The organism is Microcoleus sp. MON1_C1 (assembly GCF_036701945.1).
Classification (GTDB): Bacteria; Cyanobacteriota; Cyanobacteriia; order Cyanobacteriales; family Microcoleaceae; genus Microcoleus.
Genome location: NZ_JAUBRO010000001.1, coordinates 303,073 through 320,052, shown reverse-complemented (window position 1 = coordinate 320,052; position 16,980 = coordinate 303,073). Strand labels below are relative to the sequence as shown.

General features: G+C 46.8%; 10 protein-coding genes. 6 read left to right on the top strand and 4 right to left on the bottom strand.

Annotation, left to right across the window (positions count from 1 at the left end; all coding sequences use genetic code 11):
* Positions 1-209: 209 nt before the first annotated feature.
* Positions 210-3,731: a leucine-rich repeat domain-containing protein gene (locus QUA62_RS01210; protein WP_333402024.1), complete on the top strand. Its 3,522-nt coding sequence runs from the start codon at positions 210-212 to the stop codon at positions 3,729-3,731.
* Between the two features lie 221 nt (positions 3,732-3,952).
* Here the strand turns inward: QUA62_RS01210 and QUA62_RS01205 are convergent, their stop codons facing one another.
* The 3 genes from QUA62_RS01205 to hetZ form a co-directional block, all read right to left on the bottom strand.
* Positions 3,953-6,316, bottom strand: a complete 2,364-nt coding sequence (locus QUA62_RS01205; RefSeq protein WP_333402023.1) for a transglutaminaseTgpA domain-containing protein — start codon at positions 6,314-6,316, stop codon at positions 3,953-3,955.
* A gap of 203 nt (positions 6,317-6,519) precedes the next feature.
* The gene (locus tag QUA62_RS01200) at positions 6,520-7,590 is read right to left on the bottom strand and encodes a hypothetical protein (protein ID WP_333402022.1); all 1,071 of its coding nucleotides are present in this window, start codon (positions 7,588-7,590) and stop codon (positions 6,520-6,522) included.
* Positions 7,583-8,764 carry a heterocyst differentiation protein HetZ gene (gene hetZ, locus QUA62_RS01195; protein WP_006631839.1) on the bottom strand — a complete coding sequence of 394 codons (1,182 nt, stop codon included), beginning with the start codon at positions 8,762-8,764 and terminating at the stop codon, positions 7,583-7,585. Before hetZ ends, QUA62_RS01200 begins: the two co-directional genes overlap by 8 nt.
* A gap of 1,311 nt (positions 8,765-10,075) precedes the next feature.
* Between hetZ and QUA62_RS01190 the strand changes: the two genes are divergently transcribed.
* Positions 10,076-10,615, top strand: coding sequence for a Dps family protein (locus QUA62_RS01190; protein ID WP_006631841.1), 540 nt, complete (start codon positions 10,076-10,078; stop codon positions 10,613-10,615).
* 172 nt (positions 10,616-10,787) lie between these two features.
* On the opposite strand, the gene QUA62_RS01185 is transcribed toward QUA62_RS01190, so the two are convergent.
* Entirely contained in the window at positions 10,788-11,888 is a 1,101-nt protein-coding gene (locus tag QUA62_RS01185) for a glycosyltransferase family A protein (RefSeq protein WP_333402021.1), read from the bottom strand.
* 606 nt (positions 11,889-12,494) lie between these two features.
* Between QUA62_RS01185 and QUA62_RS01180 the strand changes: the two genes are divergently transcribed.
* From QUA62_RS01180 to QUA62_RS01165, 4 genes are all read left to right on the top strand, one after another.
* Positions 12,495-13,526, top strand: coding sequence for a glycosyltransferase family 2 protein (locus tag QUA62_RS01180; protein WP_333402020.1), 1,032 nt, complete (start codon positions 12,495-12,497; stop codon positions 13,524-13,526).
* A gap of 128 nt (positions 13,527-13,654) precedes the next feature.
* Positions 13,655-15,106, top strand: a complete 1,452-nt coding sequence (locus tag QUA62_RS01175; protein ID WP_333402019.1) for an NAD(P)/FAD-dependent oxidoreductase — start codon at positions 13,655-13,657, stop codon at positions 15,104-15,106.
* A gap of 21 nt (positions 15,107-15,127) precedes the next feature.
* Positions 15,128-15,799, top strand: coding sequence for a nicotinamide riboside transporter PnuC (gene pnuC, locus QUA62_RS01170; RefSeq protein WP_333402018.1), 672 nt, complete (start codon positions 15,128-15,130; stop codon positions 15,797-15,799).
* Positions 15,796-16,782 carry an AAA family ATPase gene (locus QUA62_RS01165; RefSeq protein WP_333402017.1) on the top strand — a complete coding sequence of 329 codons (987 nt, stop codon included), beginning with the start codon at positions 15,796-15,798 and terminating at the stop codon, positions 16,780-16,782. The genes pnuC and QUA62_RS01165 overlap by 4 nt, the downstream gene beginning before the upstream one ends.
* Positions 16,783-16,980: the final 198 nt, after the last annotated feature.

Below are 16,980 nucleotides of genomic sequence, written 5' to 3'. Positions count from 1 at the left end.
TCGCGGGTGGCCAGAAACCGGGTTTTTGCCCAGAAGACGCCATGCAGTCGTAGAAACTCGAAAAAACCCGGTTTCTTAGATTCCTCGCGGGTGGCCAGAAACCGGGTTTTTGCCCAGAAGACGCCATGCAGTCGTAGAAACTCGAAAAAACCCGGTTTCTTGAGTTTTGACTGTCACAATAAAATGAATCCTACGGAGAGACAAAGGGCATGACGCGAGAGGAAGCAGTGCGGCGAATTCACCGGGCAGCCGAGGAAAAATTGACCCAACTGGATTTGTCGGGGTTGGGGTTGGAGGAATTGCCGCCGGAGATTGGCAAGTGCACGCAGCTTGAGACGTTGGTGTTGGGGAAGTGGGATGAGGAGAAAGAAGAATGGGTTGGGAATAAGTTAACTGAGTTTCCTGATGCTGTTCTTCAATTAACCAACTTAAAAATACTTAACCTCAGTAACAATCAGATTACAGCGATCCCAGAGGCGCTCACCCTACTGTCCAATCTGATAGTGCTTAACCTCAGTAGCAATGAGATTACCGAAATCCCAGAGACGATCAGGCAACTGTCCAATCTGATAGGGCTTTCCCTCAGTGAAAATCAGATTACCTCCATCCCAGAGGATCTCGGACAACTGTCGAATCTGATACTGCTTAACATCAATAACAATCATATTACTTCCATCCCAGAGGATCTTGGCAAACTGTCGAATCTGACAGGGCTTTACCTCAATAGAAATCAGATTACCTCCATCCCAGAGGATCTCGGCAAACTGTCGAATCTGACACAGCTTGACCTTTATAACAATCAGATTACCTCCATTCCAGAGGTGATCGGGCAACTGTCGAATCTGATACTGCTTAACCTCATGAGCAATCAGATTACCTCCATCCCAGAGGAGCTCGGGCAACTGTCGAATCTGACACAGCTTGACCTCGGTTTCAATCAGATTACCTCCATCCCAGAGGTGATCGGGCAACTGTCGAATCTGACACAGCTTCACCTCCGTAGCAATCAGATTACCCAAATCCCAGAGGTGATCGCCCAACTGTCAAATCTGACACAGCTTGACCTATGTTACAATCAAATTACCTCCATCCCAGAAGCGCTCGGGCAACTGTCGAATCTGATACTGCTTAACCTCAATAACAATCAGATTACCTCCATCCCAGATGCGCTCGGCAAACTGTCGAATCTGACAGACCTTCACCTCTATAGCAATCAGATTACCTCCATCCCAGAGACGCTCGGCAAACTGCCGAATCTGACAGTGCTTTTGCTCGGTTTAAATCAGATTACCGAAATCCCAGAAGCGCTCGGCAAACTGTCGAATCTGACACTGCTTTTGCTCAGTCAAAATCAGATTACCTCCATCCCAGAGGTGATCGGGCAACTGTCGAATCTGACACTGCTTTTGCTCAGTCGCAATCAGATTACCTCCATCCCAGAGGATCTCGGCAAACTGTCGAATCTGACACAGCTTGACCTTTATAACAATCAGATTACCTCCATCCCAGAGGTGATCGGGCAACTGTCGAATCTGACACAGCTTGACCTCCATAACAATCAGATTACCGCAATCCCAGAGGCGATTCGCAGCATGGAAAAGCTGGAAAAACTCGACTTGCGGGGAAATCCGCTCCCGATTCCTCCCGAAATTCTCCAAGGCGAAGAATCCTATGAACCAGGCGATTTGCGTACCATCCTCGACTTCTACTTCCAAACCCGCAACCCCAACGATACCGAAGAACTCAACGAAGCCAAACTTTTGATTGTCGGCGAAGGGGAATCGGGAAAAACCACCCTAGCAAACAAACTCCTCAACCCCGACTACGAACTAAAAGAACAAGAACCCAGCACCGAAGGCATCGATGTCATCCGCTGGGAATTCCCACAAGCCAACGGCAAACCATTCCGCGTCCACATCTGGGACTTCGGCGGACAGGAAATATACCACGCCACGCACCAATTTTTCCTCACCGAACGTTCCCTCTATATCCTCCTCGTCGATAACCGCCGCGAAAACCCCAACCTCTGCTACTGGTTGAACATCATCGAACTCCTCAGCAACAGCAGTCCCGTCTTCCTCGTCCAGAACGAAAAACAAGACCGCCGCTGCGAAATCAACGTTTCCCAACTGCGCGGTGACTTTGAAAACCTAGAAAAACTCCTCACCACCAACCTCGCCGACAATCGCGGACTCGAAACCCTCCAGCGCGCCCTACAAAACCGCATCACCACCCTCGATCACATCAGTACCGGAATCCCCAAACACTGGGCAAACGTCCGCCACGTCCTGGAAAACTACGCCCAACGCAAAACCCACATCGAAGTCTCTGAGTTCTACGACATCTGCGCCACCCACGGCTTCGACAAATCCGATAAACAGGCCATGCTGAGTCTGAGCAAGTATTTGCACGACTTGGGTATTATCCTCCACTTCCAAACAAATACTGACAAAAAAAAATCTATCCTCCTCAACTGGGTCATCCTGCGTCCCGAATGGGCAACCAACGCCGTCTACAAAGTCACCGATAACCAACAAGTCATCGCCGATTGTGGATACTTCACCGACGAAAACCTCAGCGAAATCTGGATCGATAGACAATACCAAGGCCTCCACGATGAGCTACTTGAGCTCATGGAAAACTTCAAAATTTGCTACCCAATCCCCGGCCAACGGGGACACTACATCGCCCCGCAACGCCTCCCCCTCGAAGCACCAAAGTACGACTGGGACGACACCGACAACCTGATAGTGCGCTACAAATACGACTTCATGCCCAAAGGCATCATCACCACGCTGATTGTAGAGATGCACCGCTGGATTTGCCGCCCGAATACCCCTCCCTCTTCAGGTGCTGCTATAGAGGATATTGTCTGGCGTGACGGCGTTCTCCTCGCCGACAACTACGCCAAAGCCGAAGTCATCGAGAATTATCATCAACGAGAAATCCGCATCCGCGTATCTGGAACCCCGAAAAACTATCTCCTAAATAGCATTCGTCACAAACTCCGGGAAATTCATGATACTTACGATAAGCGCCTCAAATACGAAGAATTAATTCCCTGCAATTGTTCCGAATGCAAAGGTAGCCAAAATCCCTATTCCTATGCCTTTGAGGATTTGCGCGACCGTTTGGCAAATCGCAAGTACACAGTGGAATGTGGCAAACCGCCATCCTATGAAGAGGTCCAGGTGCGGCGCTTAATCGAGGATTTTCCCGACTATTCCCAAGAGAAAGTTCCTGGAAGCGATCGATCGCCTGCGGTAGATTATTCTACATCTCAGCAAACTGTAAACAAGTTTTATTTTGACTTAGGAAATAACATGAATCAAGATTATTCCCGAAACAACCACATTCACGGCTCACAAATCGGCAACTTGTCTCAGGAAGTAACAGACAGCGCCCAACTAACCGCCTCCAACTTGATTCAAAACAATAACGCTAATACCGCCGAACTTCTGCAACTGATTTCATCGCTGCGTGAAACCGCGGCACAATTCCCCGAAGACGAACGCGAAGAAGTGTTGATGGAAATTGGCAACGTGGAAGAACAACTAAAGAAACCCGAAGAAAAGCGCAATCTGAAACTCATTGCGAAAAAATTGGGTGTTATTTTAGCGATCGCGGGGAGTATGGCTTCTCCGATCGCAAACATGACAGATTTTACCAACAATGTCACCGATTTAGCTCAAAAAGCAGGTGTCGAAATCACGATTCCATCGCCACGTTAAATAAAAAAACATAATACTTATATACCCAGCACGGCGCGGTGTCCTGACTGTGGGTAATATCAATTCCGATGCCACCGCATTTGATATTACGCATGGGAACCCAGAAACCGAGTTTTTGCCCTGAAGAGGCGTTCCAGCCCTTTAACGGGGCAAAAAACCCGGTTATGAAGGTTTTTCTCCGTAACTCCTACTTGTGTAGAAGCGATTTCGATCGCCGATTTTTATCTTAACTTTTTGAGTTTCTTCAAGTGCGATCGTCTCAAATTTTCCACCAACTGCCGCAACTGGTTCAAATTACCCGCTTCGCCGCCATACTTCCACCGCACGTAAGCCTGCGAAACTTCATCAATCACCTCAGCTTCATCAGTTGCATGATTCCCGCGCATAGCCTCAGCATACTCCAAAGGCGTTTGAGCTTTCTGCTTGGCAAATCCCCTACTCGCCAAATCCTTCAGCATTTCCTGATAAACCCCCTCCACCGGCGGCAACTTCGCCAGCCAGCGGCGGTGGCGCCACTTGCGCCACACTTGCCAAATTAACCAGCCAATAAAGCCAAAGGCGATCGCAGCAATTAAGCCAGTAAATAACCCCACCCAACCCTTAGCAAACTGTCCCAGAAACCAGCCCACAATCAAACTGATCCAGCCAATTACAAAACCTATAACTGAATCCAGCCCGCTTCTGAGAGGAGTCGGTAGCCAACCCGCGATCCACTTCCAAAACGATTCCAGCGCACTAAAAGTCTGGTTGTCTTCCACCGAAGCCGGAATCAGCGGATAACCGGGAATCGGATTAAAAGCAAACCAGCCATTATTAGGAAAATATACCTCCGTCATCAAAAAAGCGTCGGTATTTTTCACAACATAGTAACCAGTAAACGGGTTGAATTCTCCGGTATCGAAACCGCCCACCAACCGCGCCGGAATCCCGACCGACCTCAGCATAATTGTCAGTACCGTCGAAAAGTGGTCTCCATATCCACCTGTAACTTTTTTGCCGTCCTGGGTGTTTTTGTAGCCAAACAGAAAAGCCTGGACTAAATCTTCACCTTCTTCTAAGTAAGGCAAAGCTTTTTCTATTTTGTAATTAGGGTTTTGCTTCAAATATTGAGCTAAGTACAAAGCTTTTTCGTAAGGAGAATCGATCGGTCTGTCCGACTGAGCTACTCTAGTTCTTGCCGCCAATATTTCTTCAGTTTTTTCTCGCACCTTCTGGGCAATTTTCGGCGGCACATCCAAATAGAAGTTGCGAATATTTTTCGGGTAATTAGTACCAGTTTTACCCAACAAAGAGCGATCGCGAAAAGGCACATTAGAAATCACCGTATAAGTCACACCCTCTCCCAATTCCGCAGGCGCTCGCAAACCCCCCTCCGCATCAATCGCCGCCTCTGGACTCGGAAAATAAAGTTCCCTCGGCTTGTTTAAAGCCGGAATCAAATTCGGCATTGGAGCAACAATAGTATAACTTTGAATCACCTCTTGAGTCCGAGGCGCATTGGGAAACGGATTCAGATAAAATTGATAAGACCAGCGAGGTCGAGTCAGCTTTTGAGCTTGTTCGTTGCGAGAAATTTCCCAACCCTGACCGGTGTATTTGTCGAATCCCAACACCCGCCAAAAACCCGCAGCCTGCGATCGCACCCGCATCACCACTTGGGGTTTCATTTCGCCCCGCAAATTTTGATTGATGCGCTGGTTGAAACCGTAATAAAAAGTAGAGTCCACCTCTCCTGGCCCTTTGTCTGGGTTTCTCCCCCTTCCTCCGCCAGTCCCTTTTTCATTTCCCCCTCTGACATACCCTGGATTCAGAATGCTGCGCGAGTCAAACTCCCCCTGATATTGAATAGGAGCACTCACCGGAAAAGTCCGCAACTGATAGCCAGGGAGGCGCGGCAAAAACGCAAAAATAGTCAGCCCCAATCCGACAGTTATCAGCAGCAGCCAACCAAAATACTTTGGGGATAAAGTAGCAGCAAATAGCGACAGGCTTTCATTTTTCCCTTTACCTTGTGCTTTTTCGCCAATGGCTTCTGGCTTCAAAAATCCCAAGCGCGATCGATAATCCAACACCAAAGTCGGAAGCGCTAAAGCCAAAAACAGCAACAGCAGCGGCCCAAAAGTCAAGGTTTGGCTGAGAGTCGCTGCTACCCCTAACAAAATTAGCCCGATTACCATCGAATAGCCCAAATCCTTGCGGCGGGGCAAATCGAAACTGTGCAGCACTTGAAGTTGGATTAACAGTTGCGCCAAAACTAACCGCGTATCATTCAATTCTCCCACCAAGCGGCTAAAAAAAGCGAACAGCGCCACCAGCATTCCAATAGCTATGCAGAACTTAGCAGCTACATTGCGATCGCGGCGGCGGTACCAACTCCAAGTTGCTCCCACAATACTAACAGGCACAGCCCACAGGTTCTGGGCTTCTTCAGCAGCAACGTCAGTAGCTACAATTCCCACAATTACCAACAACTGAACTAGGATTCGCAGCAGTAAAGAATCCTCAATCACCGGCGGAGGCATGGCCTCAATCTGCTCCCACAGCTTACCCAAAACAGGTATATTTCGCAGGTTATCAGTTGTCATGTGCACCCATCCAAGTCAACTAGCAGTAGATTGTAGATTGGAGATTTTAGATTTTAGATTAACTCCACCGATCAATCTGGCGGCTTGAACTAAGATCTAAAATTTTTGGCTTTCCACGACAGTAGTCGAGGAATTGCATTTGTTTTTGTGTGAGGTCAAACCAGCGAGTAAAAACCTAAATTATTTACTCTAATTAGACCTTTCTAGTTGCTATCTTGTCCGGTTAAAATTGGACGAATAGCAAACATCAAAGGTCTGGTCTCGAAGTTTTGGAATCGAACTTCTAGAGCATAAGTTTTGTTCGGTTGTGGGTCAAACAACTCCACACTTAAATGCCCGGAATTCGGACGATGTGCAGTTGCTTCGGCATCTCCTCCCTTGAGTTCCAAACTTCCTGCCCCCGGAAATTGGCACTCAACTCTTAAACACGGCATTGGCTGTTCTCTGTTGCGGTTCGACAGGTATTGAGCCTCCAGAGTCAGCGAACCCAAACCAGTCAGCCACTCCCGCGAAACCGGCGGCTGATTCACAGGACAATCCAAAGTTAGAGACTCAATGATTTCCCTGGCGGCCAACAGCGACAGCACCATTTGTTGATCGGTACTCGCTGCTTCGTAAGTCGGGAAATCTTCTAAATCTAGAAGTCCCCGCAAAGAACCTCTGAGCACTAAACCAGCTAATTCGTTGAGTTCATGAGAATGGCCCGGAAACAAGCCATCTACAGCGCGAACTAATTTCGCGCCTTCCCGCAGCGACGACATTACCAGTTCCTGACAAGGTTCTAGCAGTTGAGCAAAAACTCCTTGGGCGATCGGAATTGGCAGGCGGCCCCACCTGATATTTTGTAGTTGGGGAGTCCAGAGGTGCAGGGGGGGAACCCATTGCGGGGCTACATCGTCTGGGTAATCGTGGTCGTAGCTTTTGAATTCTGTTTCCCAGGGGAACAGCGGCGGGTTGGATTCAATTTCGGCTCTAAGCCTTTGTTTTAACAAGGTCTGAAAACGGTCTTGCACGGTCGGTATTTCTCCAATTGTCTGCGGTTGTGCGGGTGCATTGCTGTGCGCCCCCACTTGATAGTCCAGCGGGTCTGGTTCGTCCCATTCCCAGTATTCCACCCCGGAATTCTCTTCTGTTTCGCCCCACTCTTCTGAGCGAGGGGACTGATTGAGGTTGTCCTCATCTTCGCTAGAGGCATTCGCGATCGGCGCCTGCAATATCCAGTCTAAAAAATGGCGATCGAAAGCCTCTGCATCCCTGTTCGTTTCGTTATTCATCACTAGATGCCCCTTCTCCGGAATCTGAACGATTTCGCAATTCCCAGGCAAGTTCCAGCAATTTAAACCACCGTTTCTGTACCTGGGCTACCGTGCTGCCGAGGCTTTGCGCGATCGCTGACTCTGACAGACCTTGTTGTTTCAACTTTAGCAAACGCTGTCCCTCTGGACCAATTTGCTCGCCAAACGCCTGCCACTGAGAAGGCAGCAAACCCAAATTGCGGTCTAAGTCTGCTTCCAGCCACTGGTGAACCAGTTCCCAGCGGTGCGACATGGCGAACCTGAGCAAATGGTACTTGAAGCGCTGCTGCAAATAGTCTCTTTGGCGGGGAGTTATGCCCAGAAGCGACTCTATTTCATTAGTCGGCAAGTCTTGCAAGCGCAGCACGAAGTAATCGGCGCAGTCTTGTTGGTTGCGCTCTTTCAAGTAAGCGACTAATTCGTCAATCACGTTTTGCCGCAGAGATTCTGACTCGTCGCCTAGGGGACGAATTGCCGCCGAACCCTGTCCGGCCATCGCTTCCCGCACGGAGTGCACCGAGGTGTCGTTCCAAGTTTGGTCGGAATCTGAAGCCCCTCCGTCGGCGGCTTGTTCCATATCTACGGAGGTTTCTTTGGGTTGCTGCTGGGAAAAGGTTTGGGCCCGTAAAATAATTAGTTGCTGGCTCCGGTTCCGAGGTAAAGGAATGCGCCGCTTGCCGAAGCGCTCTACAAAGGCCATGTACTCTGCTAGTTCTAAGCGAGTGCGGGGACTGTACGTAGGTGGCAGTTGGGTTTCGCGCCGAAATGCCTTTAAAGCTTCGAGATAAAATCCTTGCAAAAAATCTTTGATCAGTTCTACTCGCGCCTGATAGCTAGACTGCACCTGCGGAGGGGTGATGTAGCGATAGACGATCGCGCTGAGGGTACTGTGCAATTCTACTCGCCCGGGCCCGGAGCCTAAATTGTAATAATGCAGGCATTGTTGCAAGCGGTGCTGAGCGAGGCTCTGGGCTGAACCTTCTATATCTCCGGAGGCTTGAATCCGCTGGCTTTCAGTGCATATCCTGTTGACTTCTGCTGCGAGTCGCCCTGCTACATCTTGGCAGTTTTGCTCAGACGCGCGAGTGGACTTTTTAAGTTCGTCTAACAGCAGTTCAAATATGGTTTCCACGCTCTGGCAGATTTCCCGCATGATGGTTTACAGCTAACAATGAAAGTAGCACAGTTAGTAAAAGTATGGATCAATCTTTCCTACCGCTACTTTAGCCCGTATTCCCCAGATAGGACAAACTGCAATGCCCTCTTTCTCCTCCTTCGCGCAAACACAGAGGACTGCTTTTTTTTTATCTGTCTTGGAGGCGCCATCCGCCAAAAACTAGGTTTAAACTGTTGCCACTGCAACGATGCTTCATCAGAGTGTCGGGTTTGACAAAGCCTTCATGCGGGCCGACAACGCTACACTGCTGTTGATACCTGCGACTTAGTGCTGTGGTGCTCACAGCAGCGCAAGTATTCCTGAAGGTGAAGCGAACACGCAGTTTCTCCCGGTGGTCTACTAGATGGGACAAAGGGTTGCGTGGCTGTATTTGGTAGAGTCGATCGAGGTGACAGTGGCCAACGGTTTCTCAAATCGGTGATGGATAGGTGGGGATGGATGATTCAGGTGGTTTTACGATCGCAACATCCAAGGCTTTGTTTTACGGAAAAAAAGAGCCTTGGTTGAACAAACTTTTGCTTTGCTCAATTTAGTATCGAGGGTTGAGCACGGACGATCGGCGATTACGGGCTTCATCACAGGTCATGATATACATCTTCTTGATTCGGTTTATCGCTATTTAACAAACCCAAGATTATCTGTGTTCATGTAAGCCAATTTGAACACTATCAAGGGTTCCCTCCTAGAAATGTTTCTACTTTCCCGGCTTAAATATTAAAGTAGTCTTCAGCCACTTTTGCCATAAAGTCTCGATGGCGATCGCCCGTCTGTTTCTTGGCAACATCCTTGAACGTCTATCTAACGATTTGACTCAATATCATTTCTAGCATCCCAATCACACAGATCAGAACCGCTCATGTCCGAAAATCTGTTTCCTAGCCTTGTAGGATAACAGGGTTATATTTAATTGCCAGTCCCTTATGCCTCGTTTAAAGCAGCCCGTACAATTAAGTGTGTGGGATGTTGGTTAACCTCGGGTGGGATTTTGCTTAACTTCCGCAGAAATTCCTTGATTTGTACGGGCTATCAGAGTCCAGCCTTTTTCTCTAGGGGGATTGAGCGGGAAATCACCGGCGGCCCAATCGCTGTGTTCACCAAGCAAAGGTGATCCGGAACAATAAGTTTCATTGCATCTATCTAAGGGTATCTATATTGCGATTAGTTGAACCTGAAATGCCGATATTTTACTAAAGTTCGATCGTCTTCGATCGTCCTCTGGGTTGATGTAAGTCGCTGGCGAAATTTGTTCTAATAAATATAAAGTTAGAGTTGAAGGAACAATTTTCAATGCGTAAGTTAAACATAGGTCTATCTGACGAGCAACGTGCAGGCGTTATCGAACTGTTGAATCACGACCTGTCAGATGCTTATCTGCTGTTAATCAAAACCAAAAAGTATCACTGGGATGTAGTGGGCCCACAGTTTCGATCGCTCCACCAGTTGTGGGAAGAACACTATCAGGCGTTAACACTAAATATCGATGCTATGGCCGAACGGGTGAGAACTTTAGGTGGGTATCCAATTGGTACTGCTGAGGGTTTTCTGAAGTATGGCTCGATTAAAGAACATATCGGCGATTTGCCTTTGGCTACGGAAATGGTATCGCGTTTAGTGGATGACCACGAATTAGTTATTCGCAATCTCCGCCAACACGTCCAACAGTGCGGTGAAGAGTTTAACGATGACGGAACCGCAGACTTTTTGACTGGTTTGATGGAACAGCACGAGCAAATGGCTTGGATGTTGCGCTCGTTTATTGAAGGCGAATCCCTGGCGCCAGACGGCCAGCAGCCGAAAGCTCAAACTCCTACAGCTTCTCACGCTTAGAGAGATTAAGTAGAAGGTAGAAGGAAGAAGGAAGAAGGAAGAAGGGAAAATTTAGATTTTTTTATTTAACCCTCTTTCCTAATTCTTGATCTAGCAAGCTGGCATAATTAAACACCCTCTAGCTTCCTCAAAAACCCGGTTATTCAAAAAACCGGGTTTTTCAATGTTCGGTTTATTTAGATTTTAGATTTCCTAAACTGTTAAATCGCATTCTTTCATATACTTGCGAGGGTAACATTTTGTGAGCCTTCGTCCGCGTCTCAATCCTAGCAAGTGTCGTTCCTTCAGTCGATTCAGATGCTGGTTTTAACTCTAACCCTGATGCAGGTGGCGGTGTAACTATTATTTTTAATATACTTTCTATAAAGAGCAGATACAAATTGTGTCGCAAAAGTGCCATTGATAAATCTTCTTTGAAAGCTCTATAAAGCCAAGATAATGTACTCTGGTGATTGCCGCTGCGGTTACTTTTAACAGCTAAGTAAATATAAAAATTGCTGCTAGACCAGCGATAAATGCTGCTGGGAATTTCGGGATGTTGCTGTCGGACATCTGCCATAATTAAAGAGTGAGATTTTGCCATTGCTGCATAGTTGCTAGACATACTGCTGGCAATCTGCCGATAGCCAACTAAGTATTCTGGCACGACTTTAAATTGATAATGTTCGGCTATGCGGAGGTGAAGTTCCCAGTCTTCGCAGCCTTGAGCGTTTTCTAGTTTAAGTTTGCCGTTGTAACCGCCGACTTTTGCAAAACAAACGCGGCGGATTAGAGATGAACTGGCATTGCCTATAAAATATTTATAAATTAATGCTGTGTAAACTTCTCCTTCGATGGTGGAGTTATAAAATCCACCTGTGAGCAAATCTTTTTCATTAATATCAACTGACCAGGAATAGACAACTCCGACAGATGGTGCTGAGGAATTCAGGCAGTTAACTTGTTTTTCTAGGTTTTGGGGATACCAAATATCGTCGGCATCTATGGGAGCAATATATTCGCCTTTTGACTTTTCAATTGCTAGGTTGCGGGCGACGGCGACGCCGGCATTTGGCTGGTGGAATAAGCTGACTCGGCTATCTTTTTGAGCAAAAGATTTGACGATATTGGCTGTTGTATCTGTAGAGCCGTCATCAACTACTAAAACTTCTATGTTTTGATAAGTTTGAGATAAGACAGACTCTAAGGTTTTAGCAATAAAATTTTCAGCGTTGAAAGCTGGTATGATGACTGAAACTAATGGCGGATTTAACGTGTCTTGTGAGCTATTCATGTAATGTAAAAAATGGTTTAGCTAAAAGTTTTGGTTCACAGGGAGCGGGCTAAGGGTATGTTAGCAAATTACCAAAGCTCGATCGTACAGTGTCGGAAATTTTAAGAGGTATATTTTAAATATATTGCTAAAAGTCATAAAATGTGCATTGAGTCCGCAGTCGCGATCGAGCCTTGGTGCAGGAGTCACTCACGGATGAGGTCTGTAAAAGAAAGTTTACCGCGCAAGTGCTGACAGTTCCGGGGTGTCCGTATAAACGATGTTTGATTTTATACGGTGTTCCTACTTGTAAAATCAAAGTCTTGTGCATTGCAACACAGCCGCACCAAAATGCTGCTGGGGCTTTTTCCCAACTTTACACAAACAATGATATATTTAAAGATTTTGTAAAGCTGTTGTCTACATCAGGTCAGTCTCAGCAAGATATGGCGTAAAATAGAGGTAAGAATGGGGAAAATCAAATCAAAAATATCAGCCAAAAATCTAGTTGAAGACAAACAGAAATCGAGTTATAAATAAAAAAGTAGAGCTGATTTTACCCTTTGTAAAGTAGCACCAATAAAATTCCAGCAAATTTTAGCCCCTGCCATTTAAAAAATTTAGGTAATGATTTCTACCGCCGACCCCACTGTATCCGTTATTATCCCAGTCCACAACGGGGGCGCTTACTTCCGCACCTGTTTGTCAAAACTGGCTCAAGCTGTGCCCAGGCCGATGGAGATTATTGTAGTAGCAGATGGCGAAAGCGACGGTTCCTGGCGTCTGGCCAAGGAATTCGGCGCCAAAGTCATCAGGATTCCCGAATGCGGAGGGCCAGCGCGGGCAAGGAATTTGGGCGCCCAAGCTGCAAAGGGAGATATTCTATTTTTTGTGGATGCTGATGTAGCTGTTTGTCCAGAAGCTGTGGGCTATGCAATATCGGTGTTCAAAAATAATCCCTACTTAGCTGCTTTCATTGGCTCTTACGACGATGCTCCTGGAGATCCTGATTTTCTATCGCAGTACAGGAACTTGCTGCACCACTACGTGCACCAAACAGGTAACGAAGAAGCTTCGACTTTTTGGGGAGCTTGCGGAGTGATTCGCAGGGAAATTTTTTTGCAGATGGGCGGCTTTAATGAGAGTTACCGCCAAGCTTCGATCGAAGATATTGAGTTCGGCTACCGTTTGAAACAAGCAGGTTATAACATTCGGCTGTGCAAAACATTGCAGGTGAAACATTTAAAGCAGTGGAAACCGATCGGCATGGTGAAAGCTGACTTTTTCTACCGAGCACTGCCTTGGACAGAACTGATTTGGCGCGATCGCAAATTGAATAACGACCTCAACTTGCAAGTTTCAAACCGCATCAGCGTGATTTTAACTTATGCAGTCCTGCTGGCAATTTTGGGAACCTGCTGGTCGCTGAGCTTTCTGCTACTGGCTGGTTTGCTGGCCATACCACTGGTAGCAATTAATGCACCGCTTTACCGATTTTTTCACCGTAAACACGGTATCCTATTTGCCCTGAAAACTATTCCGTGGCACTGGCTTTTCTACTTTTACAGCGGACTGGCATTCGCGATCGGCACTGGTCGCTACTTATACCAAAAAAAGCCTGTGACTGGCAAAGTTAGCTTGCCAGTATCGGCTCAATAAATCAAGGCAAATTGTGCTTAAACATCAGGTCGATCGAGAGTTTCTCAGGGTATTCACGGGTGCATCTATCCCTTTGACAAGTTATAAATAACTGTATAGTTTCGATAAAAAAGCTGGAGGTAGGCTGAGTGAAACATTATCCTGTTGCGATCGTGGGTGCAGGTCCTGCGGGCTTGACGGCTGCCTACGAGCTCGTCAAGCAAGGCATTATCCCTGTTGTACTAGAAAAAGGTGATAAAGTTGGGGGAATAGCTCGCACCGAAACCTACAAAGGCTATCGTTTCGACATTGGCGGCCACCGCTTTTATACTAAAGTTGAAGCCGTGCAGCAGTTGTGGCAAGAGGTACTGGGAAATGAGTTTATTAAAGTGCCACGATTGTCGCGAATTTTTTATCGAGGTAAATTTTTTAACTATCCGATCAGTGCGTTTAATACTCTCTTTAATTTGGGCATAATTGAGAGTGCGCTGATTATTTTGAGTTATCTGAAAGTGAGAATTTGGCCGCTTACGGAAGAAAAAACTTTTGAACAGTGGGTGATCAATCGTTTTGGCGAACGCTTGTATAAAACATTTTTTAAGACTTACACTGAAAAAGTGTGGGGCATTCCTTGTTCGGAAATCCAAGCAGATTGGGCGGCGCAGCGGATTAAAGGATTGTCGCTGACGACAGCAATTATTAATGCTTTGTTTGGCAGCAACGACACTAAAACATTAATCAAAGAGTTTGATTATCCGGCTTTGGGGCCGGGGATGATGTGGGAAAAGTTCGCGGAAGCTGTGGAGAATAAAGACGGCAAAGTTTATCTGGATACTAAAGTAATTAGCTTTGAGCGTGAAGGTAATAAGATTAAAAGTATTACTGCGGAGCAAAACGGAGAATTAATTCAATATTCTGCGGATAATTTCATTACGAGTATGCCGATATCGGCACTGGTAGCAAGACTGAAACCGCAGCCACCAGAAGAGGTATTGCACGCCGCGCGATCGCTCAAATATCGAGATTTTTTGATTGTATCACTGATTGTCAATCGCAAGGATTTGTTTCCTGACAACTGGATTTACATTCACTCCCCCGAAGTCAAAGTGGGACGAATTCAAAACTTTAAGAATTGGAGCGCCGCTTTAGTTCCCGACGCCAGCAAAAGTTGTTTGGGAATGGAATATTTCTGTAGCGTAGGCGACGAGGTTTGGGAAATGTCGGACGCGCAACTTATCGAATTAGCAACTCGCGAGTTGGTTGGTTTGGGTTTAGCAACAACGGCCGAGGTTGAAGATGGAGTTGTCATACGGCAACCCAAAGCTTATCCAGTTTATGATGGCGAATATCGAGGACACTTGCAGGTACTTGAAGGTTTTGTGAAGGGAATTGAGAATTTGCAGACGATCGGGCGAAACGGTATGCACCGATACAACAACCAAGACCATTCCATGCTGACGGGGATGCTGGCTGTGAGAAATATTCTCGGCGAAAAGCACGATTTGTGGGATGTGAATACTGAGCGATCGTACTATGAAGATTTTAGTGTCGATCGCTCAAAAGAAAAGAAGGATGCGGATTTGATTTCGCAGTCCATATAGCCAGCCGAGATAGGGATTGCCATGAAAAAAGCGAACCTGCCGAACTTAATCGGCTCCGCAGCAAGCATCTTCGTGCTCCTGCTTTCAGTGCAGCGGTTTGTCCCTATCCAACTCGACTTAATCGAAGCGATAGCCGCGATCGCTTCTGCTTGGAGCGTTTGGCTGCTTGCTAAAAACAATCCCGTAGGCTGGTGGATCGGCTTAATCGGAGTTATAGCCTACGGTGCGGTGTTTTATCAAGTTAAACTTTACGGCGAAGTAGCGCTTCAATCCTTCTATTTAATCACGAGCTTGCAAGCAATTTATATTTGGCTGCGGGGCGGCGAAAACAGCACAGAAAAACCTGTATGTCGAATTTCTCAACGCTGGCTCATCCTCACCGCAGTCTTAGTTGCAGTTGGCGTATTTGGCTTGCGAACAGTATTAATATCTTTGGGCGGAGCAGCACCCTTTTGGGACGCCCTGACAACCATCTTAAGCGCGATCGCCCAGTTGTACCTGATGGGACGCTATCTCGAAAGCTGGTATTTGTGGATTGTTGCAGACACGATTTACGTTCCCTTGTATGCCTCGCGGGGACTATATTTGACGAGTATTTTGTACGCGATTTTTTTGTTGATGGCAATTTACGGACTGCAAAACTTTCAGCGGATTTACTCGGAACAAAAGTTAAAAAAGCAGCAATCTTTATGATACTCGGTGTTACTGTAGGCAAATTTTACCCATTCCATAAAGGACACGACTACTTAATTCGAGAAGCTAAAAAGAAGGTTGACCATTTAATCGTTCTCGCCTGTTACAAAACAAATCAAGCAGTTGCAGGAACCGTTAGAGCCGACTGGATTCGGTTTTTGCATCCCGACGCAGAAGTTATCGAAGTGCTCGACGATTTACCGGAATCTCCCGAACCTTGGGCTCAGAGGACTCTTGAGGTGCTTTCCGGGCGAAAACCCGATATCGCTTTTACTTCAGAAGATTACGGCGAACCTTGGGCAAAACTGATGGGAGCTCAACACTGTGCAGTCGATCGCGAACGACTCAAATTTCCGATTTCTGGAACGCAATTGCGATCGCACCTAGCCGAACACTGGCAAATGCTGACTCCCCCAGCCAAAGCCTACTTTGCCAAACGAGTCTGCGTGCTGGGTGTAGAATCGAGCGGCACGACTACCCTAGCACGATCGCTCGCACAGCACTACCAAACTGCTTGGGTTCCCGAATACGGCAGGTGTTACTGGGAAGGCAGGCAATATTCGCCCGATCCTGAAATTTGGGACAGCTATGAATTTGTAGAAATTGCCAAGAAACAAGCTGCTATAGAAGACGATATTGCTACTCGCGCTAACAAAGTCGTTATTTGCGATACAGATTCTTTAGCTACTTGTATTTGGCACAAACGTTACCTTGGTTCGGAACACCCGACACTCCAGCAAATTGCAGACAGTCGCCGCTGCGATTTGTATATTTTGACTCAGCCGGATTTCGAGTTTGTTCAGGATGGAACGCGAGAAAGCGAACATTTACGGATGATTATGCACCAGTGGTTTGTGGAGGTTCTTCAGCAGAAAGGAAAGCGGTATATTACTGTGGGAGGAACGCACGAGCTGCGAATGTCGGAGGCTCTACGGGCGATCGATTCACTGTTGGTGTTTGAACCGTTAAAGGAGTTAGAGTAATGATTAATTATGAATATTTTAGTGCCGAGCCCTCAAAAGAAAAAAGGGATTCGTCTTTAATCTCGCAATCAAGCTGATTTGACGCTGGAGGGTTGAGAAAGGGAAAGGAAATCTGTATTTTCCTTTCTTTTTTAGTTTTTAACGGGTTGAACAGGTTTTAACTGGTTCCCCGGAATCTCCTGGAAACCCATTGACCGA